The 25605-nt window shown below is 73.6% G+C and carries 16 protein-coding genes, 1 tRNA gene and 1 pseudogene; 8 read left to right on the forward strand and 10 right to left on the reverse strand.

Features of this window, described 5'->3' with window-relative positions:
• The first annotated feature begins 24 nt into the window (after positions 1 to 24).
• The 3 genes from ACLQ2W_RS25225 to ACLQ2W_RS25235 all read left to right on the forward strand — a co-directional run bounded on the left by ACLQ2W_RS25225 (position 25) and on the right by ACLQ2W_RS25235 (position 4831).
• On the forward strand, positions 25 to 2922 hold the full coding sequence (locus ACLQ2W_RS25225) for a glycoside hydrolase family 48 protein (protein ID WP_425789202.1): 2898 nt from the start codon (positions 25 to 27) through the stop codon (positions 2920 to 2922).
• 346 nt (positions 2923 to 3268) lie between these two features.
• Positions 3269 to 4150, forward strand: coding sequence for a phosphatase PAP2 family protein (locus ACLQ2W_RS25230; RefSeq protein ID WP_281938848.1), 882 nt, complete (start codon positions 3269 to 3271; stop codon positions 4148 to 4150).
• A gap of 9 nt (positions 4151 to 4159) precedes the next feature.
• A complete protein-coding gene (locus ACLQ2W_RS25235) occupies positions 4160 to 4831 on the forward strand; it encodes a maleylpyruvate isomerase N-terminal domain-containing protein (protein ID WP_425789204.1) in 672 nt (223 codons plus the stop codon).
• 85 nt (positions 4832 to 4916) lie between these two features.
• Here ACLQ2W_RS25235 and ACLQ2W_RS25240 read toward each other — a convergent pair whose 3' ends face one another.
• Positions 4917 to 5801, reverse strand: coding sequence for a DUF1028 domain-containing protein (locus tag ACLQ2W_RS25240; RefSeq protein ID WP_425789206.1), 885 nt, complete (start codon positions 5799 to 5801; stop codon positions 4917 to 4919).
• A 128-nt stretch (positions 5802 to 5929) separates the two neighbouring features.
• Positions 5930 to 7141 (reverse strand): low temperature requirement protein A, encoded by a 1212-nt coding sequence (locus ACLQ2W_RS25245; protein ID WP_425789208.1) that lies wholly within the window; start codon positions 7139 to 7141, stop codon positions 5930 to 5932.
• 143 nt (positions 7142 to 7284) lie between these two features.
• On the opposite strand from ACLQ2W_RS25245, the gene ACLQ2W_RS25250 reads away from it, so the two are divergent.
• Positions 7285 to 8265, forward strand: coding sequence for an LLM class F420-dependent oxidoreductase (locus ACLQ2W_RS25250; RefSeq protein WP_425789507.1), 981 nt, complete (start codon positions 7285 to 7287; stop codon positions 8263 to 8265).
• A 1-nt stretch (position 8266) separates the two neighbouring features.
• Positions 8267 to 9067: an SDR family oxidoreductase gene (locus tag ACLQ2W_RS25255; protein ID WP_425789210.1), complete on the forward strand. Its 801-nt coding sequence runs from the start codon at positions 8267 to 8269 to the stop codon at positions 9065 to 9067.
• 74 nt (positions 9068 to 9141) lie between these two features.
• On the opposite strand, the gene ACLQ2W_RS25260 is transcribed toward ACLQ2W_RS25255, so the two are convergent.
• From ACLQ2W_RS25260 to ACLQ2W_RS25285, 6 genes and pseudogenes are all read right to left on the reverse strand, one after another.
• Positions 9142 to 11454 carry a transglutaminaseTgpA domain-containing protein gene (locus ACLQ2W_RS25260; RefSeq protein WP_425789212.1) on the reverse strand — a complete coding sequence of 771 codons (2313 nt, stop codon included), beginning with the start codon at positions 11452 to 11454 and terminating at the stop codon, positions 9142 to 9144.
• On the reverse strand, positions 11448 to 12602 hold the full coding sequence (locus ACLQ2W_RS25265; RefSeq protein ID WP_425789214.1) for a DUF58 domain-containing protein: 1155 nt from the start codon (positions 12600 to 12602) through the stop codon (positions 11448 to 11450). Before ACLQ2W_RS25265 ends, ACLQ2W_RS25260 begins: the two co-directional genes overlap by 7 nt.
• Before the next feature lie 2 nt (positions 12603 to 12604).
• Positions 12605 to 13600, reverse strand: coding sequence for an AAA family ATPase (locus ACLQ2W_RS25270; protein ID WP_107156932.1), 996 nt, complete (start codon positions 13598 to 13600; stop codon positions 12605 to 12607).
• A 28-nt stretch (positions 13601 to 13628) separates the two neighbouring features.
• Positions 13629 to 16256, reverse strand: a complete 2628-nt coding sequence (locus ACLQ2W_RS25275) for a fibronectin type III domain-containing protein (protein WP_425789216.1) — start codon at positions 16254 to 16256, stop codon at positions 13629 to 13631.
• A gap of 142 nt (positions 16257 to 16398) precedes the next feature.
• Entirely contained in the window at positions 16399 to 17283 is an 885-nt protein-coding gene (locus ACLQ2W_RS25280; protein ID WP_425789509.1) for a hypothetical protein, read from the reverse strand.
• A 1974-nt stretch (positions 17284 to 19257) separates the two neighbouring features.
• Positions 19258 to 19599 (reverse strand): annotated as a pseudogene (locus ACLQ2W_RS25285) (hypothetical protein); the annotation flags it as partial.
• Between the two features lie 30 nt (positions 19600 to 19629).
• On the opposite strand from ACLQ2W_RS25285, the gene ACLQ2W_RS25290 reads away from it, so the two are divergent.
• Positions 19630 to 19713, forward strand: a tRNA-Leu gene (locus tag ACLQ2W_RS25290).
• 2 nt (positions 19714 to 19715) lie between these two features.
• Here the strand turns inward: ACLQ2W_RS25290 and ACLQ2W_RS25295 are convergent.
• Both ACLQ2W_RS25295 and ACLQ2W_RS25300 read right to left on the reverse strand, forming a co-directional pair.
• Complete coding sequence (locus ACLQ2W_RS25295) at positions 19716 to 20930, reverse strand: recombinase family protein (RefSeq protein ID WP_425789511.1); 1215 nt, start codon at positions 20928 to 20930, stop codon at positions 19716 to 19718.
• Positions 20930 to 21109, reverse strand: coding sequence for a hypothetical protein (locus tag ACLQ2W_RS25300; RefSeq protein ID WP_425789218.1), 180 nt, complete (start codon positions 21107 to 21109; stop codon positions 20930 to 20932). The genes ACLQ2W_RS25295 and ACLQ2W_RS25300 overlap by 1 nt, the downstream gene beginning before the upstream one ends.
• A gap of 680 nt (positions 21110 to 21789) precedes the next feature.
• Here ACLQ2W_RS25300 and ACLQ2W_RS25305 point away from each other — a divergent pair.
• Together ACLQ2W_RS25305 and ACLQ2W_RS25310 are read left to right on the forward strand one after the other, a co-directional pair.
• Positions 21790 to 24108 (forward strand): TerB N-terminal domain-containing protein, encoded by a 2319-nt coding sequence (locus tag ACLQ2W_RS25305; protein ID WP_425789220.1) that lies wholly within the window; start codon positions 21790 to 21792, stop codon positions 24106 to 24108.
• Positions 24105 to 25547: an ATP-binding protein gene (locus tag ACLQ2W_RS25310; RefSeq protein ID WP_425789222.1), complete on the forward strand. Its 1443-nt coding sequence runs from the start codon at positions 24105 to 24107 to the stop codon at positions 25545 to 25547. The genes ACLQ2W_RS25305 and ACLQ2W_RS25310 overlap by 4 nt, the downstream gene beginning before the upstream one ends.
• Positions 25548 to 25605 lie beyond the last annotated feature (58 nt).

The raw sequence follows: 25605 nt of genomic DNA on the forward strand, positions 1-25605 counted from the left end.
GGAGACACCGCCCACATGAGACTCATGGCCAGACGTCGCCGCACGGCGATGCTCGCCGCCACCGCCCTCGCCATCGGCGGGGTGACCCTGCCCGCGAGCGCCGCCCAGGCCGCTCCCGCCTGCGACGTGACCTACGCGACCAGCGAGTGGAGCACCGGTTTCACCGCCACCGTCACCATCAAGAACCTGGGTGACGCGCTGAACAACTGGTCGCTGAAGTTCGCGTTCCCGAACAGCAGCCAGCGCGTGACGCAGGGCTGGTCGGCCAAGTGGAGCCAGAGCGGCAGCGACGTGACCGCGACCAACGAGTCGTGGAACGGCAGCCTGCCCACCGGCGCGTCCACCAGCATCGGCTTCAACGGTTCGTTCAGCGGCAGCAACCCGAAGCCGACCGCGTTCACGCTCAACGGGGTCGCCTGCAACGGCGCCTCCAGCAACCAGCCGCCGTCGGTCTCCCTCGGCGTGCCGGCCGGCCCGTTCACCGCGCCGGCGGACGTTCCGCTGACCGCCACCGCGAGCGACGCCGACGGCACCATCAGCAAGGTCGAGTTCTACCGCAACGGCCTGCTGGTCAACACCGACACCACCGCCCCGTACGGCTACGACCTGCTGAGCCTGCCGGCCGGCAGCTACACCGTGCAGGCCAAGGCGTACGACAACGCCGGCGGCACCGCGATCGCGGAGAAGTCGTTCACGGTCGGCGCGGCCACCGGGCCGAAGCTGGTCGCCACCCCGTCGGCGGTCAGCGTCGACGAGGGCGGCAGCGCCAGCGTCCGGTACACGCTCAGCGCGGCGCCCACCGCCAACGTCCCGGTGACGCTCGCGGTCACCGGGGACAGCGACATCACCGTTTCGCCGGCCTCGCTGACGCTCACCCCGAGCAACTGGAGCACCGGCGTCACCGCCACCGTCTCCGCGGCGGAGGACGCCGACACGGTCAGCGGCACCGCCACCATCGCCGCGTCGGCGACCGGTGTCGCGGGGGTCTCGGTGGTCGCCACCGAGATCGACAACGACTCCCCGGGCGGCGACAACGCCTACATCAAGAAGTTCCTCGACCAGTACGGCAAGATCAAGAACTCGGGTTACTTCAGCCCCGAGGGCGTGCCGTACCACTCGGTCGAGACGCTGATCGTGGAGGCGCCCGACCACGGGCACGAGACCACCTCCGAGGCGTTCAGCTTCTGGATCTGGCTGGAGGCGCAGTACGGCCGCGTCACCCAGAACTGGAGCCCGTTCAACAACTCGTGGACGGTGATGGAGAAGTACATCATCCCCAGCCACGCGGATCAGCCCACCGCCGGCGCGCCGGGCACCCCGCAGTACGCCGCCGAGCACAACCTGCCCAGCCAGTACCCGTCGGCGCTGGAGGCCAGCGTCCCGGTCGGCCAGGACCCGCTGCGCTCGGAGCTGCAGTCCACCTACGGCACCGGTGACATCTACGGCATGCACTGGCTGCTCGACGTGGACAACACCTACGGCTTCGGCCGCTGCGGCGACGGCACCACCAAGCCGGCCTACATCAACACGTTCCAGCGGGGCACCCAGGAGTCGGTGTGGGAGACCGTGCCGCAGCCGTCCTGCGACACGTTCAAGCACGGCGGCCAGTACGGCTACCTCGACCTGTTCGTCAAGGAGTCCAACGCCCCGGCCAAGCAGTGGAAGTACACCAACGCGCCGGACGCCGACGCGCGCGCCGTGCAGGCCGCGTACTGGGCCCTGACCTGGGCCAAGGCGCAGGGCAAGGAGGCCGACGTGGCGGCCACCGTGGCCAAGGCCGCCAAGATGGGCGACTACCTGCGCTACGCGTTGTTCGACAAGTACTTCAAGAAGATCGGCAACTGCGTCGGGGCCAGCACCTGCCCGGCCGGCAGCGGCCGTGACTCGGCGCACTACCTGCTCTCCTGGTACTACGCCTGGGGTGGCGCGTACGACACGTCGCAGAACTGGTCGTGGCGGATCGGCTCCAGCCACAGCCACTTCGGCTACCAGAACCCGTTCGCGGCCTGGGCGATGACCAACGTGCCGGAGCTGAAGCCGAAGTCGCCGACCGCGGTCTCCGACTGGCAGAAGAGCATGGACCGGCAGCTGGAGTTCTACACCTGGCTCCAGTCCGCCGAGGGCGGCATCGCCGGTGGCGCCACCAACAGCTGGGACGGCAACTACGGCACCCCGCCGGCCGGCACCGCCACCTTCTACGGCATGTTCTACGACGTCGACCCGGTCTACAACGACCCGCCGTCGAACCAGTGGTTCGGCATGCAGGCCTGGTCGATGCAGCGCATCGCCGAGCTGTACCTGCAGACCGGCAACGCCAAGGCCAAGGCGCTGCTGGACAAGTGGGTCCCGTGGGCGATCGCCAACACCACCACGGGCACCAACTGGTCCATCCCGTCGGACATGAAGTGGACCGGTCAGCCGGCCAACTGGAACCCGAGCAGCCCGCAGCCGAACTCCAACCTGCACGTCGAGGTGACGGTCAAGGGTCAGGACGTCGGCGTCGCCGCCGCCTACGCCCGCACGCTCATCGCGTACGCGGCCAAGTCCGGCAACACCGCGGCGAAGAACACCGCCAAGGGCCTGCTGGACGCGCTCTCGGCGGCCGCCGACAGCAAGGGCGTCTCGATGCCGGAGAAGCGCGGCGACTACAAGCGCTTCGACGACGTCTACAACGCCACCGACGGTCAGGGTCTCTACGTCCCGCCGGGCTGGACCGGGAAGATGCCGAACGGTGACGCGATCGCCGCCGGCAAGAGCTTCCTGGACATCCGGTCCTTCTACAAGAACGACCCGGACTGGCCGAAGGTGCAGGCGTACCTGAACGGTGGCGCCGAGCCGGTCTTCAACTACCACCGGTTCTGGGCGCAGGCGGACGTCGCCATGGCGTACGCCGACTACGGGACCTACTTCCCGCAGGGATGAGATGACGACTCCTCCGTGGGCGGGTGAGGCCCCGCCCACGGAGGAGGCCGACCCGGCCGATGGGGGAACGGAGCGGCCGGGTCGGCGGACGGCCTGACGCCCACGGTCAGGCCGGGTGGGCCGGCCGTCCGGCCGACGCAGCGGACGGACCGGCCCACCACTCCGCCCGGGGCGACCCATGGCGCGAAAAGGCACCGAAAAATCAGCGCTCCACGGGATCACATCCGTGGCGCGGACGGAGTAACGTATTTGGCGGAGAGGCCGCTCCCCCCGTGGCGGCCTCTCCACTATTTTTTTGCCCGGCCTCCACCGCGCGCCGCACCGGCCCGACCGCTAAGTTGTCCGGGTGCGGGAGACGGCGAGGGGTTGGACGGCGGTCTGGTTGGTCGTACTGGCCTTGGTCCAGACGGCCGCGTTTCTGGTGGTGTGGCGGTTCGCCGTGCACACCGAGCTGGGGCAGTGGCTCGACACGGTCGCCCTGACCGGCAACCAGATCGGCCAGGACCGGGTCGACGGGCCGGTGGACACCATCCTCAACGCCATGTCGGTGGTGTCGTTGCTGGCCGCGACCGCGGTGATCGGCTTCATCGCGCTGATCCGGGGCCGCAAGGCGCTCGCCGTCACCGCCACGCTGCTGATCGCCGGCGCGAACGTCAGCACCCAGGTGCTCAAGTACGTCCTCACCCGACCCGAGTTCGGTGTCGACCCGGAGCGGGCCGCCGCCGGCAACAGTCTGCCCAGCGGGCACACCACGATCGCGGCCTCGGTGGCGGTCGCGCTGATCCTGGTGCTGCCCCGGCAGTTGCGGGTCGCGGGCGCGTTCCTCGGCGCCGGCTACGCCGCCGCCGCCGGGGTGGCCACGCTCTCCGCCGGCTGGCACCGACCCAGCGACGCGGTCGCCGCGTACCTGCTGGTCGGCGCCTGGGCCGCGGTGGCCGGGCTGGTGCTGCTGGTCTTCCAGCGGGAGCGGGCCGTGGTGGAGCCCGGCGACGCGCACCGGCTGGCCGCCGCCGTGCTCGGGGTCGGCGGCGCGGTGGCGCTGCTGGCCTCCGCGTTGGCGTTGTCCTGGCTGGTGGACCGGTCCACCGTCGCCGTCGAGGAGCTCGGCCGCCGTCCGCTGTTCATCGGGTACGCGGGCAGCGCGGCCGGCATCGTCGGCACGATCGCCGTGGTGGCCGCGCTGGTGCTCGCCCTGGTGCACCGGTTGGTGCCCCGCTGGAAGGGCTGAGGCGGCCCGATGGAGCCGGCACGGGCCGCGTTCCGCGACGAGTGTGAGCGGCTGGAACGGGTCCTGCGCGGGCTCGACGAGGCGGCGCTGGACCGGCCCACCCCGTGCCCGCCGTGGCGGGTCCGGGACCTGCTGGCCCACGTGAGCACCGGTGCCGGCCGGCTGGCCGGGATGCTTGCCGAGCCCGCGCCGCCCCGGGCCGAGGTGACCGCCGCCGGGTACTTCGACGCGGCCAAGTTCGCGCCCGCGGTCGACCGGGACCGCATCGACGGGGCCCGGGCGGCGGCCCGGGAGCTGCCCGGCGCGGCCGACGTGACACGGGAGTTCGGGCGGGCCTGGCGGGCCACGGACGCGGCGGTGGCCGCCGAGCCGCCCGACCGGGTGGTCCGCACCCGGCACGGTGACGCGATGGCGGTGACCGAGTTCCTGCGTACCCGCGTGGTGGAGGTCGCGGTGCACGGCCTCGACCTGGCCGACGCGCTGGACCGGCCGCCCTGGACGGCCCCGACCGCGGCGGCCGTGACGGTCGACGTGCTCACCGCCGGGCGGCCGGTGCCGGAGCGGCTCGGCCGGGACGCGCTCACGGTGCTGCGCAAGGCCACCGGCCGGCTGCCGCTGACCGACGCGGAGCGGGCGGCGCTGGCGGCGGCCGGCATCCGCCGACTCGCCTTCGGCGGCTGAGCCGGGTCGCCCGATCGCCGACGCCGGTCGGCCGGTCCCGTCGGCGGCCGGGTCGAACGGGCCAGCCGGTCGCGGGCGGGCCCGGTCAGCCGGTCGCGGGCGCCGGCCCGGCGGTTTCGTCGGCACCCGACCGGTCGGCCGCGCCGCGCCGCAGGTGGTCCAGCACGATCGGGTCGATCCGGCCCGGCACGAAGCGCTCCTCCAGGTTCTCCAGGCCGGACCAGGCGGCGAGCGCGTCGTCCAGGCCGGCCGGGCCGACCGGGTGCCCGGCGGCGGCGAGCAGCTCCGCCACCTCGACGGCGAGCGGCCCGGTGAGGTCGCGCAAGGTGGCCGGGTCGGGCCGGCCGAAGATCATGGTGTGCAGGCCGAGCAGGCGGCGCAGCTCGGCGACCGGGTCCGGATGGTCGTCCACCCGCAGATCCACCAGTTCGTCGCCGGTGCCGGCGTACCCGCCGTGGCGCTGCACCACCAGCAACGCGGCGCTCTGCCGGCCGCGCCGGTCGCCGCCGGCCCGGTCGCCGGCGGTCAACGCGGCGAGCAGCCGCTGCGGGAACGGCAGATCGACGCCGGTGAGCCAGGCGTCGCGCAGCGCGTCGATCACCTGCGGGCCGCTCAGGATGTTGCCCTGCGCGGCCCAGCCGTCGCCGGCCTGACCACCCGCCCAGGGATGACAGCGCGGCCCGGTCCAGGTCGCTCCGGCCCCGGCGGCGCCGACCACGGCGAGCTGCCGGTCGTCACGCCCCGGGTCGGCGGCGACCAGGCCGGCCACCGTGTCGGCGGCGGTGACGCCGGTGCGCAGCAGCGCGAGCGCCTGCGCCCGGTAGGCGAGGTTGGCGTGCGCCTGGGTGGCGACCGCCCCGACCCGTGCCTCGGCGGCCGGCACCAGCGCCCCGGCGGCGAGGAACCGGCTGGCCACGGCCACGCCGTGCAGGTGCCCGTCGGCGGAGCGGGCGACGAGCGAGAACGTCACGCGCGGATCCTAGCCCGGCGGCGGGCGCGGCGTCGGCACACCGGCGGGAGGCGGCGGACGCGGCCGGCACGGCGACGCGGGCGGTCGGACAGCAGTGCGGGCGGGGTCGGAGAGCGGTGCGGGCGCGGTCAGAACGGCGGCGCGGGCGCCTCCGGCGGGCGGCCCCAGGCGCGCCGGAGGTCGGCCACCGCCACCGCCGCCAGCACCACGACCGCGTACCCGGCCGCCACCAGCAGCGGGACGCGCACCAGCAACGGCACGGGCAGCAGCAGCGCGACGATCGCCACCAGCCGGGACGGGGAGACCCGGCCGAACACCTCGTACTCGAAGCGGGCCCGGCCGGCCAGGAACAGCGCCGGCCCGCCCAGCACCAGGGCGAGCCACGCCAGCTCGTTGTGCCCGGCGGGGTGCTCGACGGCCAGCTCGTAGCCGATCGCGGTGGCCACCACGCCGACCACCATCACCAGGTGGGTGTCGGAGGCGGAGCGGCCGATGGTGGCCGGGTGCTCGGCCCCGGTCACCGCCTCGCCCAGGATCTGCCCGGCCCGCTGCACGTAGATCCGCCACAGCAACACGGACGTCGCCAGGGCGGCCGAGAACGCGACGATGCTCTCCCAGCCGCCCGGCGAGCGGGTGAAGGTCAGGCCGGCGACCAGGATCGTCTCGCCGATCGCCACGAGATAGATCTGCTGGTACCGCTCGGCCAGATGCCGGCCGTGGATGTCCCAGCGCGAGATGGTCGAGCGGCCCAGCCCCGGCACCGGCCAGCCGAACCGGTTGCCGAGATACTCCACCACCAGCGCGGCGCTCCAGAGCACCACCCGGGGGTTGGTGGGCAGCACCGCGCCGGCGAGCCAGAGCACCCCGGACACGACGTACGTGATCAGCATCCGCAGCTTCAGCCGGCGGTACTGGATCCGGCGCAGCACCAGCAGGAGGATCGCCGAACGGCCGACGTTCGCCACCACGTAGGCGACGGCGAACGCCAGGCCGCTCCCGGTGAACGCGCGGGGGATCGCCACCCCCATCACCATCGCCGACACCAGGGCGGTGATCACGATGACCTGCAACCACAGGTGGTACGGGTCGTAGCGGCTGGTGGTCCACGCGGTGCCCTGCCAGAGCATCCAGAGCGCGATCAGCAGCAGCAACGTCTTCCCGCCGCCGGTCACCGCCGACCAGGTGGTCTTGCCGCCCTCCAGGGCCAGGTCCTCGAAGGCGCGCGCGGAGATCCGGGTCAGCGCGAACACGTAGACCAGGTCGAAGAACAGCTCCAGGAACGTGGCCCGGTCGCCGTCGCCGTCGTCCGAGCGCAGCGCGGCGGGCTCGGCGATCCTCACCGCCGTGCCCCGCCCGCGATCGCGTCCACCCGGCAGTCGTAACACCCCCACCGGCCGCGGCGGCGCGGATCGGTCGGATCGCCCCCGATCTTGCTCCGGCGCTGCCGGGCGGGCACGATCGACGGGTGACGAACCGATGGGGCATGACCGTGCCACTGGGCGGCGTGCCGCTCGCCGACCACGCCGAGGTCTACGCGACGCTGGAGCGGGCCGGGTTCACCGACGTCTGGTCGTCGGAGGTGGCCGGGACGGACGCGTTCACCCCGCTCGCGCTCGCCGCCGCCTGGACGCCCCGGCTGCGCCTCGGCACCGCGATCACCCCGGTCTTCACCCGGGGGCCGGCGCTGCTGGCGATGAGCGCCGCCGCGCTGGCCGAGGCCGCGCCGGGCCGCTTCGCGCTGGGCGTCGGCGCGTCCTCGCCGACGCTGGTGCGGGACTGGAACGCGGTGCCGTTCGACGAGCCGTACCGGCGGACCCGGGACGTGCTGCGCTTCCTGCGGGCGGCGCTGCGTGGCGAGACCGTCGACGGCGCGTACGACACGTTCACGGTCCGACGGTTCACCCTGGAACGCCCGCCGGCCGTGCCACCGCCGGTGCTGCTGGCCGCGCTGCGCCCCGGCATGCTGCGGCTCGCCGCCGCCGAGGCCGACGGGGTGATCCTGAACTGGCTCGCCGCCGACGACGTGCCGACCGCGCTCGCCGAGCTGGGGGAGCGCCGCCCCGGCTTCGAGGTCGCCGCCCGGATCTTCGTCTGCCCCACCGAGGACGCCGCGTACGCCCGCGCGCTGGGCCGCCGCCTGATCACCGGCTATCTCACCGTGCCCGCGTACGCCGCCTTCCACCGCTGGCTGGGTCGGCAGGAGACGCTCGGCGAGATGTGGCGGGCCTGGGCGGCGGGGGACCGGCGCGGGGCCGCCGCCGCGGTGCCCGACGACGTGGTCGACGCGCTGATCCTGCACGGCTCACCCGAGCGGTGCGTGGCCGCCGCCCGCCGGTACGCCTCGCACGGCGTCGACGTGCCGGTGCTGGCGGTGCTGCCCACCCCGGAGACGACCGAGGGCGGCGCGACGGCCTGGGCCGACCTGCTGCCCCGGCTCGGGGCCGGCGCCGAGGACGGGAGCTGAGATGAACCTGACCGACCGGGTGGTGGTGATCACCGGCGGGGCCGGTGGCATCGGCGCGGCGCTGGGCCGCCGCTTCGCCGCCGAGGGCGCCGCCGCCGTGGTGCTCGCCGACCTGGCCGCCGACGCGGCCCGCGCGGCGGCCGACGCGATCGGCCCGGTGGCCGCCGGCGTCGGGCTGGACGTCACCGACGAGGCGGCGGTCCGCGCGCTCGTCGACGAGACCGAACGCCGCCACGGCCGGATCGACCTGTTCTGCGCCAACGCGGGCGTCGCCACCGGCGGCGGCCTCGACGCGCCCGACGCCGACTGGGACCGGGCCTGGCGGGTCAACGTGCTCGGCCACCTGCACAGCGCCCGGGCGGTGCTGCCGGGGATGCTGCGCCGGGGCCAGGGCCACCTGCTGCTCACCTGCTCGGCCGCCGGCCTGCTGACCGCCGTCGGGGACGCGCCCTACACCGCCACCAAGCACGCGGCGGTCGGCCTCGCCGACTGGCTGGCCATCACCTACCGGGACGCCGGCATCCGGGTTAGCGCGCTCTGCCCGCAGGGCGTGGACACTCCGATGCTCGCCGACGGGCTCGCCGAAGGCCACCTCGGCGCCCGGGTGATCGCCGCGTCCGGCGCGATCCTCACCCCCGACCAGGTCGCCGACGCGGTCGTCGCCGGGCTGGCCGAGGAACGGTTCCTCATCCTGCCCCACCCGGAGGTCGCCGACTACGCCCGCCGCCGCGCCGAGGACCCGGACGGCTGGCAGGCCGGCCTGCGCAAACTCGTCCGCAAGCTGCGCGCCGCCGACTCCTGACCGGCCCGCGCCGCGCCCGCGTCCGCGTCCGCGCGCCACCGTGCCGCGGTCGGCAACCAGCGTGCGTGCGGGCGTCAGCGCCGCCAGCGCAGCGGACCCGGGTGGACCCGCCACCACAGCCGCCGCCAGCGTGGCCGGGCGTCGCGCAGCGCCTCCCCGTACGCGGTGACGAGCGTCGCCGCCCGGTCCGCCTGCTGCCCGGTGGTGCTGCCCGGGGCGAAGGCCACCTGGTTGACCAACCCGGCCAGCTCGCCGACGTCGCCACCGGACGCCCCGTCGCCGGAAGCCCTGTCGTCGGAAGCCCGGTCGCCGGCCGGCGACGCACCGGTCGCCGCGCGGGCCTCGGCCAGCACCCCCCGCGCCCGCTCGGCGACCTCCGCCGCCGCCAGGTCCGACCCGGCCGGGTGGCCGGCCAGCCGCAGCGCGTCGGTCAGCTCCCGCCAGGCGCCGGCGACCCGCTCGCCGGGAGCACCCCGGTCCAGCCGGGACCGGCTCAACCGGCGGCGCGTCGCCGCCAGGGCCGCCAACACCGCGCCGACCACCAGCAGCAGGCCGCCGACGCCGCCGCCCACCAGCACCGGCGTACCCGGGCCGCCGCGGGCCCGGTCCGGCCCGGACGCCGCGGCCGGGGGAGAGGCCGAGGGCTGCTCGGTCGGCGCCGGCACCTCCGACGGCGGCGGCTCCTCCGGCTGCGGCCGGAAGTCCTCCTCCACCGGGCGGGGCGCGGAGTCCGGGCGCGGCAACGGATCGAACGACACCCAGCCGACGCCGTCGAACAGCACCTCCGGCCAGGCGTACGCGTCGGCGGCCCGCACCGGCCCGTCCGCGTTCGGCGCGAACCCCACCACCACCCGGGTGGGCAGCCCGGCGAGCCGGCCGAGCACCGCGAACGCGGCGGCGAACTGCTCCGAGGTGCCCCGCTGCCCGCCGCCGTTACGCGGCCCGAACAGGAAGAACGTCAGATTCGGGTACGCGTGCCCGCTGGGCGCGTCCGCGGTCAACCGGTAGTGCTCGGCGAGGAACGTGGCGATCGCGTCGGCCCGCGCGTACGGGGCGCCGTTTGCCTCGGCGAGCTGGGCGGCCAGCCGGCGCAACTGCTCCGGCGCCCCGTCCGGCACCCGCAGCACCCGGGCCACCGCGTCGCCGGCCGGCACGTTCGCGGTGCTCACCAGGTTCACATCCGGGCGCTCCCGCACCGAGGACACCTCGTACCGCAGCCCCGGCACGAGCCCCTCCGGGCGGATCAGCGTCCCGCTCGCCGGGTCGTACGCCACCCGCGCGCCGCCCACCTCGCGCGGCGTCGGCACCGCCGGCAGCAGCCGCCCGGTCAGGTCGCCCACCGTGATCTCCTGACGCACCGCCTCGGTGGTGGCCCCCGGCGCGGGCTCGACCGCCGGCAGGATCCGCCCCGCGTTGCGGTACGTGGCCCCGACCCGCCAGGTCACCCCGTCGTAGTCGCTGAGCACCGCCAACCGGATCCGGGGCGGCCCACCCTCAGCCGGCCCGACCACCGTGCGCACGTCGAGCAGCCGCTGGTCCGGGTTCAACGCCCACCCCGAGATCCGGATCAGCGGGTTCTCGTCCAACGACTCCACCTGCGGCGGCTCCACGTACCGGCGTGGGTCGACCGGACGCGCGTCGACCTGACCGGCGACCACCGGCGCGAGCAGCGCGGCCAGCGCCACCACCAGGGCCAGGCCGGCCGCGCTCGCCGCGGCCAGCCGCAGCCGCACCGCCGCGCGTACCGCCGGGGTGAGCCCGGCGACCGGGTCGGCGTCCGCCGCCGGGTCGGGCCGGCGTCCCGGCGCGGCCAGGCCGACCGCCGCGACGGCCGCGAACAGCACCGTCGGGCCGACCGCCGGCTCCGCGTTCGGCCCGACCACGTAGAGCGCGCCGGCGTAGAGCAGCGCCGGCGGCAGGTACCCGGCCAGCACCCGGCCGGCGCGCAGAGCCACCTCGGCGGCGGTCAGCCCGGCCAGCCAGGCGGCCACCACCGGGACCAGCACGGTGTCCGGCGTCGGCTGCACCGGGATCATCGCGGTCAGCAGCCGGGGAATCGCGTTGCGGGCGGCGTCGGCGGCCACCTCGCCCAGCCCGCCGGGCAGCGCCGCGTGGCTCGCCGCCAGCCGCAGCGACAGCAGCGTCCAGCCGGCCAGCGCGGCCACCGACAACGGCGCCACCAGCCACGACGCCAACCGTCGGGCCGCCACGCTGACCGCCACCGAACCGACCGCCGCGCCGACCATCAGCCGGGTCAGCAGCGGATCCGCGTACACCCGGCCGAGCACCACGCCGGCGAGCGCGACCAGCACCACCAGCGCCACCGGCACCGGCGCCGCCCGCAGCGCCCGGACCGCCCACTCCCGGGCCGGCGTCCCGGTCACCACCGGCGGATCCCGTCCCACTCGGCGGCGAACGCCGCGCCGTCGGCCGCGTCCAGCACCACCAGGCCCGCCGCGCCGGCCGCCGTCGGCGCCGCCGCGCCGAACATCCCCACCACCACCGACGGGTACGCGCCGCGCAGCGCGCCCACGTGCCCCAGCTCGTCGGCGGCCCCCGGCCCGGTGAGGAAGACCAGCGTGTCGCCGAGCCGCTCCTGGCGCAGCCGGCCCGTCGCCGCCGACAGCACCTCCGGCCCGCCGCCGGCCAGCTCGGTCGCGGCGAGGCGGTCCAGCGGCCCGGCCACCCCGGCGGGCTCGGCGTCGGCCGGCGCGACCAGCAGCAGGTGCACCGGGAGGGACTCCCGGACCGCCGCGGCCACCACCGACGCCGCCGCCTCGCACGCCGACTCGAACGACTCCGCCACCCCGGCCACCCGCCCCGGATGCGCGGCCACCCGGTTGTCCAGCACCACCACGAGGCGCGGCAGGCTGGTGTCCACGTTCTCGCGCACCATCAGCTCACCCACCCGGGCGCTGGTCCGCCAGTGCACCCGGCGCAACTCGTCACCGACCACGTACTCACGCAGCGAGTCGAACGTGATCGACCCGTGCGGCACGCTGTCGGTGCGCCCGTCCAGGCTGCGCCCGGCGCCGGTGGGCACCGCGGACATCGGGTGGATACGCGGGTGCACCCACACCGGGACCGTGCCGCCGTAGCCACGGGCCAGCGCCACCAGCCCGAGCGGGTCCCGGCGCACCACCCGCAGCGGGCCGACCGGCACCACCCCCCGGCGGTGCGTCGGCACCGGGTAGCGCACCACCGTGTCCCGCCCCGGGCGCAACCGCAGCACCGGCACCGGCACCAGCGCGCCGGCGCAGCGGTCCTCGGCGACCAGGTTCGCCGCCCGCAACCGGCCGGTGTTGCGCACGGTCAGCTCCATCGCCGCCGGCTCGCCCCGGGCCACCCGGTCCGGGTCGGCCCGCCGCGCCACCGTCAACCGGGGCCGCCAGGCCGCGGTCACCCCGGCGTAGCCGACCGCGACGCCGGCCGCCGCGCCGAGCACGGTCAGCTCCGGGTACGCGTACCGGAAACCGACGCCGAGCAGCACCAGGGCGGCGACGAGCAACCCGATCCCCCGGGCGGTGATGCCCACGCTCAGCCGTGCACCGGGGCGGGCTGGCCCGACGGCAGCGGCACCGGCACCGAGGCGACCGCCTGGCGCAGCACCTCGGCCGGCGTCACGCCCCGCACCTGCGCGTCCGGGGTGAGCAGCAGCCGGTGCGCGAAGACCGGCTCGACAAGCGCCTTCAGGTCCTCCGGCATGATCCAGCCCCGACCGTCGATCAGCGCGTACGCGCACGCCGCCCGCGTCAACGCGATCACCCCGCGCGGACTCACCCCGACCCGCACCTGCGGATGGGTACGGGTCGCCGCGGCCAGCCGCACCGCGTACGCGTACAGCGGCTCGGCGATGTGCACCCGCCGGGCCATCTGCACCATCTCGCCGACCGTGGCGGTGTCGGTGACCGCGCTCAGCGAGTCGGGGGAGCGGACCGTGGCGCCGCGCAGCACCTCCACCTCGACCGCCTCGTCGGGATAGCCGACGGAGAGCTTCACCAGGAACCGGTCGAGCTGCGCCTCCGGCAGCCGGTAGGTGCCGTCCATCTCGACCGGGTTCTGCGTGGCCACCACCAGGAACGGCTGCGGCACCGGGTGGCGTACGCCGTCCACCGTGACGGTGCGTTCCTCCATCACCTCCAGCAGCGCCGACTGGGTCTTCGGCGACGCCCGGTTGATCTCGTCGGCGATCACGATGTTCGCGAACACCGGCCCCGGGTGGAACTCGAAGCCGCGGCTGGCCTGGTTGAAGATGGTCACCCCGGACACGTCCGAGGGGAGCAGGTCCGGGGTGAACTGGATCCGCCGCCACTCGCCCTGCACGGTGGCCGCGACCGCCCGGGCGAGCGTGGTCTTGCCGACCCCGGGCACGTCCTCCAGCAGCACGTGCCCCTGCGCGAACAGCGCGGTCAGCGCCAGCCGGACCACCTGCGGCTTGCCCAGCACGACCGCGTTGACGTTGTCGGCCAGCCGGGCGGCCAGGGCGGCGAAGCCCTGCACCTCCGGCTGGCTGAGCGGTTCGTGCGTGTTCACGGGGTGCCTTTCGAGGAAGAGATCGTGGTCAGCAGGCGGGCAGCAGGTTGAGGTTGTCGCCGCCCTCCAGGTTGAGCCAGGCCCACGGGATGTAGGTCTTGCCCTTGTAGTCGACCTGGATCCACCAGGTGCTCTGCTTGTTCTTGTTGTAGATCCAGGCGTCCACGTTCTCGCCCTTCGCCTTGCAGTAGGTCCGCAGCCGGTGGCCGTCCGGCACCCAGCCCGCCTGGCGGTCGTCGTCCTGCCGGGTGACCTCGAAGATCTCGTTGCCGTTGCGGCCCGAGACGTCCTTGTCGCAGTACGTCCGCTGGTCGCCGTCCGGACCGTTCTTGCAGGTGGCGACGCCGTAGAGCGGGTCGGTGGGCTGGGCGCGGGTGGCCGTGCCCTTACCGGCCGCGTTGCTCGCGGTCAGCGCCACCGAGTACGCCGTGCCCGGCGTCAACCCGGTCACCCGCAGGCTCGCACAGCTCCCGGTGGCCGTCTTCCCACCGGTCGCGGCCGTGCAGGTGGCCTTTCCACCGCCGGCGTCCACGGTGAACGTCACCGTCACCGACGTGGCGTCCGCCGACGAGCCGGTCACCGTGATCCGGGGCGCGGCCACGGTGCGCGCCGTGGTGCTGGCCTCCGCGCCGGGCCCGGCCTCGTTGACGGCCTTCACCGTCACCGTGACGTTCTGGCCGTTGCCGAGCCCGCCCACGGTGGCCCGCACGTCGGTCACCTCGACCGTCTTCCCGCCGGCCTCCACCACGTACTTCGTCACCGGGCGACCGTTCTCCACCGCCGGCGACCACTGCACCGCGACCGTGCCGGGCTGATCGGCCACCGTGGACGCGCGCAGCTCGGTCGGCGCCTTCGGCGCGGTGAACGGCACCACCGTGTTGCTCACCGGCGACGCCTTCGACCCGGCGCCCTTGTCGCTGACCGCGGTCACCGTGAACGCGTACTGCGTGCCGTACTCCAACTGCCCGGCCGGCACCACCAGCTCCGGCTTCGGCGACTCGCCGGCCGGGGCGCTCGCGCCGGCCGAGGTCGCGGTCACCGCGTACCGGGCGACCTTGTTGCCCTGGCCGTTGGCCTCGGGCCAGCTCACCCGGACCGTGCCGTCCGGGCGCGCCTCGGCGGTCACCGCCGTCGGCGGGTCCGGCACCTCGGCCGTCGGCACGACCGGGTTGCTGCGGCGCGCCGGACCGTCGCCCTTGGCGTTCACCGCGTGCACCGAGAACGTGTACGTCTCGCCGTTGGTCAGGCCGGTGATCTCCAACGCGCGCTGGTTCGCGCCCACCTGGTGGGTCTGGCCGGCACCCTCCACCTCGTACCTGATGATCTCGGCGCCGTTGGACGCGGCGGCCTGCCAGCTCACCCGCGCCGACGCGTCGCCGGCGGCGGCGGTGACCGCCTTCGGCGCGCCCGGCCGGCTCACCTTCGGCTTCTTCGGCGGGGGCGGCGGCGGGGGCGCCGGCGGCGGGTCACCGCCGAGCACGTCGTTGGCGTACTTGTCGACCTCGCGCACCCGGTTGTGGTCGTCGACCACCTGCGCGGTCGACGAGTCCGGCGGGTTGATGAACAGGTGGTTCTCGCGGACCTCCAGCTCCACCGGGCCCGGCCGGCCGGCGCCCTTGATCGCCTCCACCAGTTGTCCGGCGGCGTCGAACGAGTAGACCGTGCCGGTGCCCTCGTCGGCGACGTAGAACCGACCCGCCCAGGCGACCGCCGGGCTGAGCCGGGCGCCCTCGCCGGGCACCGTGAACCGCTTCACCTCGGCCCCGTCGCGCACCACGTGCACCGACCGGTCACCGGGGACCGTGACCGGCACCTGCGGCCCGCTGGTCCGCGTCGGCAGGCTGCCCGGCGCGGTCATGGTCAGGCCGGCCCGCCGCGTCCGGCCGCCGCTGACCGTCACCAGCGACGCGGAGGTGCGGTCCAGCACCGCCACCCCCTCGTCCAGCGTGGACACCACCAGCTCGTGCGCCGGCTCCGCCACCTCGTACGTCTCGACCCGTTTCGGGCTGAGCCCGCCGGCCGGCGCGTCACCCGGCGTGGCCGGCAGGTCGGCGGCGGTGACCGCCGAGACGGTGCCCTCGCTCGGCACCGCGATCCACAGCTTGCCCGCGCCGTCGAACGTCCCGCCGGTGATGCCCGGCGGGTAGCGGACCGGCTCGCCCACCGGCGTCAACGCCCGCGGGTCGAGCTGCCGGACGATGCCCTGCACCGCGTCCACCACGAACGCCTCGTCGTCGTGCAGCGCGACGCTCACCCCGAGCCCCGGCGTGGTCGGCGTGGTGGCGGTGATCTGCAAGGTGGCCAGATCCAGCGAGCTGACCTGGCCGGTGTTCAGGTCCCGCAGGATCAGCAGCCGGTCGGTCTGGGCGACCTGCGTCTGGTGCCGCCGCCCGCCGGGCACCTCCATCCGGGTGTCCACCCGGGCGGTGATGCCGTTCACCCGGGCCAACTCGCTGCGCGTGGTGCTCCACAGCCAGGACGACGAGTCGAAGTTGGCCACCGCGTTGTCGGCTGCGCCCAGCCCGAGCACCGTCAACCCCATCGCCGCCAGCAGCGCGGCCACGGTGCCGATGGTCACCAGCCCGCCGCGCATCCGCTTCCGGGGGCGGGCCGTCTCCGGCCCGGCGGTGCTCGTGACGTCCTCGATGGTGGTCACAGCCGGCTGCCTTCCCGTCGGTGGAGGAGGGTGCCGCGCCCGGCCGACCCTCCCCAGAGCCGGAGCCATCATAGGGGCCGGCCGGGGCAGGTGAAACCCGCACCGTCCCCCTGTGGACACCGAGCGTGTCCTCGGTGGCCGGTCAGTTCGGCGTGGCGCCGGCGCCCTCCCGGTCCGTGCACACCTGACCCGACGTGGCGTACGAGTCGGTCGAGTAGACCGCCAGCACCGTGAAGCAGTAGTCCAGCCGCGCGCTCAACCCGTTCACGGTGTACCGGGTCTGCCCGGCGTCCACGGTGGCCATCACGCCGAGCTTCTGCCCGGCCCGGCCGCCGGCCACCACGAACGGCACCCCACCGTCCGTCGGGTCGGTCCAGGTCACCGTGATCGTGGTGGTGTCGTCCCGCAGCCGCAGGTCACCCGGGGGCGGGCCGGTCACCTTCGGCTTCACCGCGCCGGGCGCGGGAGCGGGCGGCGCCGCGTCCCGGTTCAGCCACACCGCGCCCCCGGCGACCACCGCCACCAGCGCGAGCACCACGCCGCCGACCACCAGGGCCGGCACCGTCCGGTTCCGGCCGCGCGACTCGGGCTCCACCGCCACCGGGTACGCGGCCGGCTGGTGGAACGCCGACGGCACCGCCGGCCAGGAACCCTGTTCCGGGTACGCCGCCGGGTCCGGCCGTTCCGTCTCCGGGAAGTCCGGCAGCCCGTCGTGGACCGGCAGCGGCCAACCCCGGTCCGGCGCACCGCCGTCGACGTCCCGGTCGTGCCGGTCGTGTCGGTCGTGTCGGTCGTGTCGGTCCGTGCTCCGGTGCTCCGCGACGGCACCGCGCCGCTCCTCGACGACGTTCGGTCCCGCCTCGGGGGCGTCGACGGTGTCCGGCGCCGGTTCGGGGTCGGGCCCGGCAACCGGCTGGGGCGGTGCCACGCTGCTCCAGGGCGGCGCGGTCATCCCCCACGGGGGCACCGGCGTGCCGCTCACGGGTGCGGCGCTGACGGGCGTGCCGCTCACGGGCGTGGCGCTCACGGGTATGCCGCTGACCGGATATTCCGGCGGTCCGCTCACCGGGTGGCCGGGCGGTCCGCTCACGGGCCGGGTCGGTGACCCGCCGCCGGCGTGCACGAACGCCTCACTGCCCGGCGGGACCGGCGAGTACCCCGGTGCCACCGCTCCGGCGGCCGGACGTGCCGGCGCGGCCGGACCGCTCTCCGGGAGTGGACGGGGCGCGGGTGGGCGCGCTGGTGCGCTCGCGGGTGGGCCGCTCACCGGGGCCGTCTCCGGCCGAATTGCGCTCGGCGAACCCGCAACCGACGGCGGTCCGTCCGACGGCGGTCCGTCCGGCAGGTGTCCGCCCGGCGCCCCGCTCGTCGGTTGCGGGCTCGCCGGGAAGTGGGTGCTCGCCGGCGCCCCGCCGACGGAACGCGGGGCGGCCGGCTGCCCGCTCGTCGGGACGGTGCCGGCCGAGGGCATGGCGGCGGCCTGCCGCTCCGCCTCCTCGCGCAGCAACGGGCCGATCTGCCGCACCTGAACGGTCGGCTTGTCCCAGCCCGGGCCGGGCGTCGGCGGCCCGGATCCGGGTCCGCCCGCCGTCGCCCCGGCCGGCTCGTCGGGCCGGTGTGCCGGCGCGGTGGTCGACGACGGCGTAACGGGTGTCCCCGCCGACGTGGTGCCGAGGGCTGGCGACCCGGGCCCGGGCTCCGGGATCCGTGGCGTCGGCGGTACGGGTGTGCCGGACTCGCGTTCCTCCCCGGTGAGGCGTGCCAGGGTGGACGGAGACGTCGGTGTCGCATCAGCCTCCGTTGCGGGCGTCGGCGGCGGGACGGCGGCATCCGGAAGCGCCCCGGTGCTCGCCCAGGGGGAGCGCGGCGACGGCCGGCGAGGCGGGGGGACGACCGGCGGCGGTGGTAGCGCGGCGGCGCCGGTGGTCGACGCCGCCGGATCGGGAGGCGGAAGCGGGGCGACCGGTGCCCGGGACGGTACCGGCGTCACGCCGGGAGCGGGCGGTACCGGCGTCACCCGATGGCTCGCCGGGATCGGCGGAGCCCCGTGGCCCGCGGGGATCGGTGGAGTCCCGTGGCCCGATGGGACCGGCGATACGCCGTGGGGCGGCGGGATCGGTGGCGCTCCACGGGGCGTCGGGACCGGCGGTGCGCCGTGGGTCGTCGGGATCGGCGGTGCCCCGTGCGCCGCGGGGATCGGTGGCGCCCCGCTGGGCGTCGCGATCGGCGGCGCTCCGTGGCTCGGTGGGGCCGGCGGGCCGCCGGCGTCGGACGGAGAGGGCACGGTCTCCGGGCCCGCTTCCGGCGGAGCCGGCGTGGCCGAGAGGCCCGGTCGGGGTGGCGGGGGCGCCCAGGGGCTTGCCGGCCGGTCAGCCCCGGTGCGCGGGAGCGGGGACGGGACCACCGGCGGCGGCAGCGGGCCCGGCCCCGGGGCGGACCGGGGCGACGGGAGCGGGGGTGGAACAAGGTGCGCTCCGGCGCCGGACGAGGCCCCGGGCGCCCGGAACTCCGGGGCCGGCTGCGGTGCCCGGAACTCCGGGGCTGGTTGTGGCGCCCATTCGGCGCCGGGCACGGGCGTGACACCAGGCGGTGCGGGGACGGTGGAGGGCGGCGGGGTCGCCCGGGACGGCTGCGTCGGCGCGACCGCCGGCAGCGACACGGTGGGCCCGGCCAGCGCCGGATCGGGGTGCCCGCCGGCAGCGGCGGCGGAGCCGCCGGGGAGTGGACCGGAACCGGCGGGAGCGGCGGCGGAGCCGCCGAGGTAGTGGCGCGCCGCGCGTACCGCGGGGTGGTCCGGACCGAGCACGGCGGGCCCGGCGGTGGCCACGCGGCCGTAGTTGCGGCGGGCCTCGTGCCGGTTGCCCAGCTCCTCCGCGACCCCCGCGAGGTCGAAGCTGAGCGCGAGCATCAGCGGGTCGGCGTCGCCGCGACGGCGCTCACCGGCGGCGTACGCCTCTTCGAGGACGCGACGGGCGGCGGCCGGGTCGTCGGCCTCCCGGTGCAGTCGGGCCAGCAGATGGCCGGTGGCCAGCACGTCCTGGTGGTCCTCGCCGTACGCCGGTCGGGCCGCGGCGATCGCGTCGTCGAGCAGGCGACGGGCAGCGGTCAGGTCTCCCGCGGCGCGGAGCGCGAGGGCCTGGTGCTGCGCGGCGGTCAGCGGGGAGGGGTGGGACACGTGAGCAATGCTGCCCGGAATCGCCGGTTGCGCGCTACCCGCCCGACCGTGGGCGGCGTTGACCTGCGAAGACGTGCGGCGCCGGAGGTGATGTGCATGATCGTTTCGACCCGTGTACAGTAATGCCCCGTGCGGCCCTCGGGCCGGCCGAACCGGTGTGAACGTCACCGCGGCCGACCAGGTAGGCTGGACGAGCAGGTCCGGGTGGCGGAATGGCAGACGCGCTAGCTTGAGGTGCTAGTGCCCGTATAGGGCGTGGGGGTTCAAGTCCCCCCTCGGACACATTATTTCCCCACGAGGCGTGATTTTTCCTCGCGTTTCGAGCGATCCCCGTCCCGTTGGGCGGGGATTTTTGCTGTGCGGGTCAGGGCGCTCGTCGGGGCCGTGAGCGGGAAGACCTCCGTGTCGGTTTCGATGGTCCAGGCGTCGTGGTCGCAAACGATGACCATGTTGTTGAGCCGGAGGTAGCCGGCGACGCTGTTTGGATCCTGGTCGCGCATCGCGGGGTGGTGCCGACGCAGGCGGCCGTCGTGTCGAATTCTGTCCAGGAGATGGTCTTCCCGGATGTAGAGGGTCTTCTGTCGTCTCGATGAGGTGGGTCGGGTGCTGGTGTTGCCGTGTCGGCAGCGGTAACCGGCACGGTCGTGGACCCAGTGGGAGTCCATGTTCCGGCCGCACACGCCGCAGCAGATCACTCCGGCCAACACGTAGCAGCGGGGGATGCCGTCGGCTGGGGTCGGTGCGGTATGGACTGTCTGGACGGCGACGAAGTGTTCTTCGCTGACCAGCGGAGTGTGTGCGATCTCGCGGGAGATGACCCAGTCGGTGGAGGCGCTCCACCGTTGGATCTCGTGGTGTCGATCGAGGGTTCCCTTGTCAGGGAGAGCATCGCGGTCGGTGCGTTGACGGTTCCAGACCTGCCGGCCGGTGTAGCGGGGATTGGCCAGGATCGCCGCGACAGTGGTGAGCATCCATTGTCGGCCGCTGCGGTGGGGGTTACGCGCTGGGTCGGCGCCGGACGGGCACGGGACGCCGGTGTCGTTGAGGGCGCGGGCGATGCTGGCCACGCTCCGGCCGGCGAGCCGCTGCTCGAAGATCCACCGGACGTGGGGTGCGGTGGCAGGGTCGGGCTCCAAGCGGTGCAGGCGGCGTCCCCAGGCGGCGTGGGTGCGGTTCGGATGAGGGCCGGCGTCGGTGAGCCGGTAGCCGTAGGGTGGACGGCCGCCGAGATGTCGGCCCTGTACCTCTGCCTGAGCGCGCATGGCCGCGGTCGTGCGGTGCCGGGCTCGGGACACCTCCCGCTGGGAGTGCACGCCGAGCAGGTCCAGCAACGCCAGCTGCCGCGGGTTGTTGAAGTCCACCGGCCCGTAGGCTTCCGGCAGCCACAACTGCACGCCGTGCCGAACGAGGGTAGGGGTCAACTGTTCAAGCTGCTGGCCGTGGAAGGCGCGCTCGTACTCCCCGACGACGACCGCGTCGAATCCGCGTGCCGAGTCCATCACGGCGTCGAGCAGCCGTGACGCCTGCGGCCGGTCCGGTCCGGCCAAGGCGCACGGCGGGAGACGCCCTCGTCGAAGAACTCCACCACGATTCGGCCATGACCGGCGACCAAGTCTTCGGCGTAGTCACGCTGCCACCGGCACGACGACGCCCGATCCTGAAAGTCGACGGTGGACATCCGTCCATAGAACGCGAACCGCAGTCCGTCCGCGGACGGGGTGAACCGTTGTGGCCGTAGCTTCCGCTGCCCGGCAGCCCAGGACGAAAGAGTGCTCCGTCCCGGTTCTGCCGCCGCCCTCGTCGCCATAGGACCTCCACGATCGGTGCGTCTACCCCGTCCTGGTTCCCACATCCAGGGTAAGAGGTATCGCACAACTCGTGCCGTTCGATCACACTTTCGGGTGATATTTGTCTTTCCTGGCTGACCCGGCTGACCCGGGCTGTTCCGGCTGGTCTGCAGCGCCAAGCGGCGCAGCGTGACAACGGAGCTAGTCGTCGACCCGGTGCTTGCTGGTTCAGCAACGCGGCACCCGCCGGCGGGTGCCGCCAGGAAGGGTGTTAACTGCGCCTCGCAGGTGTCACTGTGTTTTCGCGCTTGGCTGATGAGCCAGGCGTTCGCTGCTCCCCCTGGCGTACCCGGTTTACGCCATCGGCCGATCATCCCTGAGCCAACAGTGCCACTTTCCGACCGAAAGTACGGTCCTCGCCACGAAGGGTCACAACCTAGGCTTTGGTCCGCTCTGTTCGCGGGTGCCTTGACCGGGCGGAAAGGTGCGAGGTCGGGCGGGCCAGGTCAGGCGGTCGACACCAGACCTGCGCGGCGACAAGAGTCGCCGGTCATGGGGGAGTGGGGGTTGTGTGGGCATCTTCGACAGGCTCCGACGTATTGCGGCGCAGGATCAGGGATCCGGCCCGGCCGGTCGTGTGGCGACGGGTCAGCCTGCGCCTGCGTGGCACCAGCCGGCGACACCTAGACAGGTGGCTCCGCCGGTCCGGACCGCGAGCCAGCAGACGATCTGGGTTCCGGCCGGACAGCCGACGACCGTCGCCGGATATCCGATCCCGGGAGGCTTGATCTATGTCGGCAGGCATCTGACGGCTCCCAATGGCGGGACCGAGCCTGCACTCATTGACCCGACGCTTCGGATTGACAGGAATCGGCCCGACTGGGACGGGAAAGGGCTGGACTACTGGCCGTCGTACGGCTCGCTCCCTGCGAGCAGTAGGGCCGCTTACCTGACGTGGCTAGCCGATGGGCGTCGCTTCGACGCCGTGCCCATTGGTTACGTCTTCCTCTTCTTCTATGGCCTTGAGCGGCGCGTTCTGGTCGACATGCCGAACGACCGGGCCCTACGTCGAGAGTTACCGGCGATGGCAGCCGAGGTCCGTCGGCTCCTCGGCACTTATGGTGCCAACGGCTCGTTCCGCTCCTACGCTCGCCGATTTCTCGAGGTTCTCGAGTTGATCGGCGCGGCTGAATCCGGCGCCAGCGAAGCACGACCACCAAAGCTCGCGCCTGACCGGTGGCCCATCCCGATGCAGCTACGGCTTGCGTTAGGTGAGTTAGCCGCCAGCGGCACTCCCGTACCAGCCGAATGGGCGCGCGTCTGGGCGTGGTACCTGCCGTCGCTGTACCCACGCACCCCGCAGACCCGGTGCCCTGAAGAGTTCGACCGACTGTTCGCCAGGCGGTACGCGGACCGGTTCAAGGACGGCTTCCGTATCAGGCCAGGTAAGGCGCGAATCGGGGTGACCTACCGGACGGCCAGTGCGGGGATCGACAGCGCCAGTGTGCAGCTCGATCTGCCTGACGTCGTCGAACTCGCTGGACCGGCCCGCAAGCTGACCGAGCTCGTCGATGCCGTCACCGACGACCTGGACGCCTACAGCCGATGGCTTGGCCGCAACCCAGATGGTCGTGGGTCGCTCGCCGCAGCCGCCGTGCTGCCTTCCGAACTGCTTGACCAGCAGGCAGGGCAGGTCGGCGCCCTGCGCGCTTGGTGCGACGCGCGCCTGGCAGACGGGACCGACGTGGTGGTCGAGGCGGCAGAACTCGTCGCCTTCTGGCCACCGGCTCAACCGGGAAAGACGACCAAGGCTGAGGCAGTGTCCCTCGCCCAACTCCTCGGGCGTATCGGCATCGGCGTGGAGCCGGACGTCCGACTCGGCGGATCACCACTGTCGGCCGGACCTGCCGTCCTGTTTCGCACCACGGCCGATGCCCCACATACCGCAACGCCCGCCTACACCGCCGCAGCCACCGTGCTGCACCTGGCGGTCGCGGTCAGCGCCTCAGACGGCACCATCAGCGACCAGGAACAGCATCACCTGACAGCCCACCTCCAAACCGCGCTGCATCTGACAGCCCCCGAAAGAACCCGCCTGCAGGCGCGCCTACGGTGGCTGGCCGTCACCGGCGTCAAGCTCACCGGGCTGAAGAAACGCCTCGATCTGCTCCGGGCAGACCAGCGTGAGAACATCGGCGACTTCCTGATCACAGTAGCCGCCGCCGACGGAGTCATCTCGCCGGAAGAGGTTACGAGCCTCACGAAGATCTACAAGCTTCTCGCCCTTGACCCGGACCTCATCTACGGTCGCCTCCATCAACAGGTCACTGGTCCCGCCGCTTTCGCAGTGAACCAACCTCCAGCCGCAGTGCCCGTCGTCGTGCGTGCGGCGGGGCCCGCACCAGCGGGATACACGCTGCCGCCCGCACCAGCGGCAACTCACCGATCTTCTACCTGGGGCAACGGTCAACAAGTACCAGCAAGGGCTTCCGGCGTTGTTCTCGACGAAGACGTCATTGCCGTGAAGCTGGCCGAGACGGCGGCCGTCTCGGCGCTGCTGTCGACCATCTTCACTGACGACGAACCGCCTTCACCCCAGCTGGCCGCAATGTCGGCTGTCCCCAAGGGCGGGCCGGCAGCTCAACCCACCACGCAAGCCCTCATTCCCGGTTTGGATGCCGTGCACAGCGAACTCCTGCGGTCCCTGGCGACGCAGCCGACGTGGACCCGCTCGGCGTATGAGGACCTCGCCGAGCGGCACGGCGTGATGCCGGCTGGAGCGTTGGACCTGCTCAACGAGGTCGCCATCGACGCTGTGGGGGAACCTGTCGCCGAGGGCGACGATGATATTGAGATCAACGACTACGCGCTTCAGGAGCTACTGCGATGAGCGTTACTACCCCCACCGGCCAGGGCGCCGGTATCAGGCCCCGCGAGCGCGACGCGATCATCCAGTCGCTGCGCGCGGGAGTGGTGCCCCGCGCCGGGCAACAGCACGTCCAGGTCGGTCGGGCCGCGGAGGTGCAGGCTCTTGTTGCCGACACCACCCGCATCGCCGACGGTGGGGCCGGCAGTCGTTTCGTGATCGGAGAGTACGGCTCAGGCAAGACGTTCTTCCTGCACCTGATTCGCTCCATCGCGTTGGAAAAGCGTCTGGTCACCGTTCACGCGGACCTGTCGCCCGACCGTCGGCTGCATGCCACCGGCGGTCAAGCACGCAGCCTGTACGCCGAACTGATGCGCAACATGGCCACCCGCGCCAAGCCCGACGGTGGTGCGCTGGCCAGCGTCGTCGAACGGTTCGTGACCCAGGCGCTGACCGAGGCACGCGACACTGGCCAGAATCCACAGGTGGTCATTCGTGTCCGCCTCGACGCGCTCAGCGAGCTGACGGGCGGCTACGACTTCGCCGATGTCATCGCCAAGTACTGGCAGGGCCACGACACCGGCAACGAGCAACTCAAGATCGACGCCGTCAGGTGGCTGCGCGGCGAGTTCTCCACCCGCACCGACGCCCGCAACGCCCTCGGCGTGCGCACCATCGTCGACGACGCGTCCTTCTACGACCACCTCAAACTGATGTCCCGGTTCGTCCGCCTGGCCGGCTACGACGGCCTGCTCGTCTGCCTCGACGAGATGGTCAACCTGTACAAGCTGGCCAACTCCCAAGCCCGCAACGCCAACTACGAGCAGATCCTGCGCATCCTCAACGACAGCCTGCAAGGAACCGCGTCGGGCCTCGGGTTCCTCTTCGGCGGAACACCCGATTTCCTGCTCGACACCCGCCGCGGCCTCTACTCCTACGCCGCCCTGCAGTCCCGCCTAGCTGAGAACACCTACGCCACCGCCGGGCTCGTCGACTACTCCGGTCCCGTTCTGCGCCTGGCCAACCTGTCACCTGAGGACTTCTACGTCCTACTGGCCAAGCTGCGTCACGTCTACGCCGCCGGCGATCCGGCGGCCTACCTCCTGCCTGACGAAGCCTTGCACGCCTACATGAACCACTGCGCCTCCCGCATCGGGGACGCCTACTTTCGCACGCCGCGAAACACCATCAAGGGCTTTCTGGATCTGCTTGCGATCCTCGAACAGAACCCCGGACAAGACTGGAGGTCCCTCATCGGCGCGATTCACATCGCCGCCGAGACGGACCCGGACCTGGAACCTCTCGACGACGCCGGCGACCCAACCAGCCAGACCGCCGAGGAACAACACCAAAAACTGTCCGCTTCCACGGGAGGCCATAGCTTCTCTCACACACCAGCCGTAACGGTGACCGCCAGCCAACTGCCTCCCGATGACGACGAACTTGCCTCCTTCCGCCTCTGACCCTCAGCAGCAGGTCACGACAACAGCCGAGCCGCGACGCGCTGCCGGCTCATCGTCG

It is taken from the genome of Micromonospora sp. DT227, from assembly GCF_049841835.1.
Taxonomy (GTDB): domain Bacteria; phylum Actinomycetota; class Actinomycetes; order Mycobacteriales; family Micromonosporaceae; genus Micromonospora.

What these genes read in the sequence shown, in the direction of transcription:
- ACLQ2W_RS25225 (WP_425789202.1), top strand. Translation starts at nt 25, where the DNA reads ATGGCCAGACGTCGCCGCACGGCGATGCTCGCCGCCACCGCCCTCGCC.
- ACLQ2W_RS25235 (WP_425789204.1), top strand. Translation starts at nt 4,160, where the DNA reads ATGGAGCCGGCACGGGCCGCGTTCCGCGACGAGTGTGAGCGGCTGGAA.
- ACLQ2W_RS25250 (WP_425789507.1), top strand. Translation starts at nt 7,285, where the DNA reads ATGACCGTGCCACTGGGCGGCGTGCCGCTCGCCGACCACGCCGAGGTC.
- ACLQ2W_RS25255 (WP_425789210.1), top strand. Translation starts at nt 8,267, where the DNA reads ATGAACCTGACCGACCGGGTGGTGGTGATCACCGGCGGGGCCGGTGGC.
- ACLQ2W_RS25295 (WP_425789511.1), bottom strand. Translation starts at nt 20,930, where the DNA reads ATGGACTCGGCACGCGGATTCGACGCGGTCGTCGTCGGGGAGTACGAG.
- ACLQ2W_RS25300 (WP_425789218.1), bottom strand. Translation starts at nt 21,109, where the DNA reads ATGTCCACCGTCGACTTTCAGGATCGGGCGTCGTCGTGCCGGTGGCAG.
- ACLQ2W_RS25310 (WP_425789222.1), top strand. Translation starts at nt 24,105, where the DNA reads ATGAGCGTTACTACCCCCACCGGCCAGGGCGCCGGTATCAGGCCCCGC.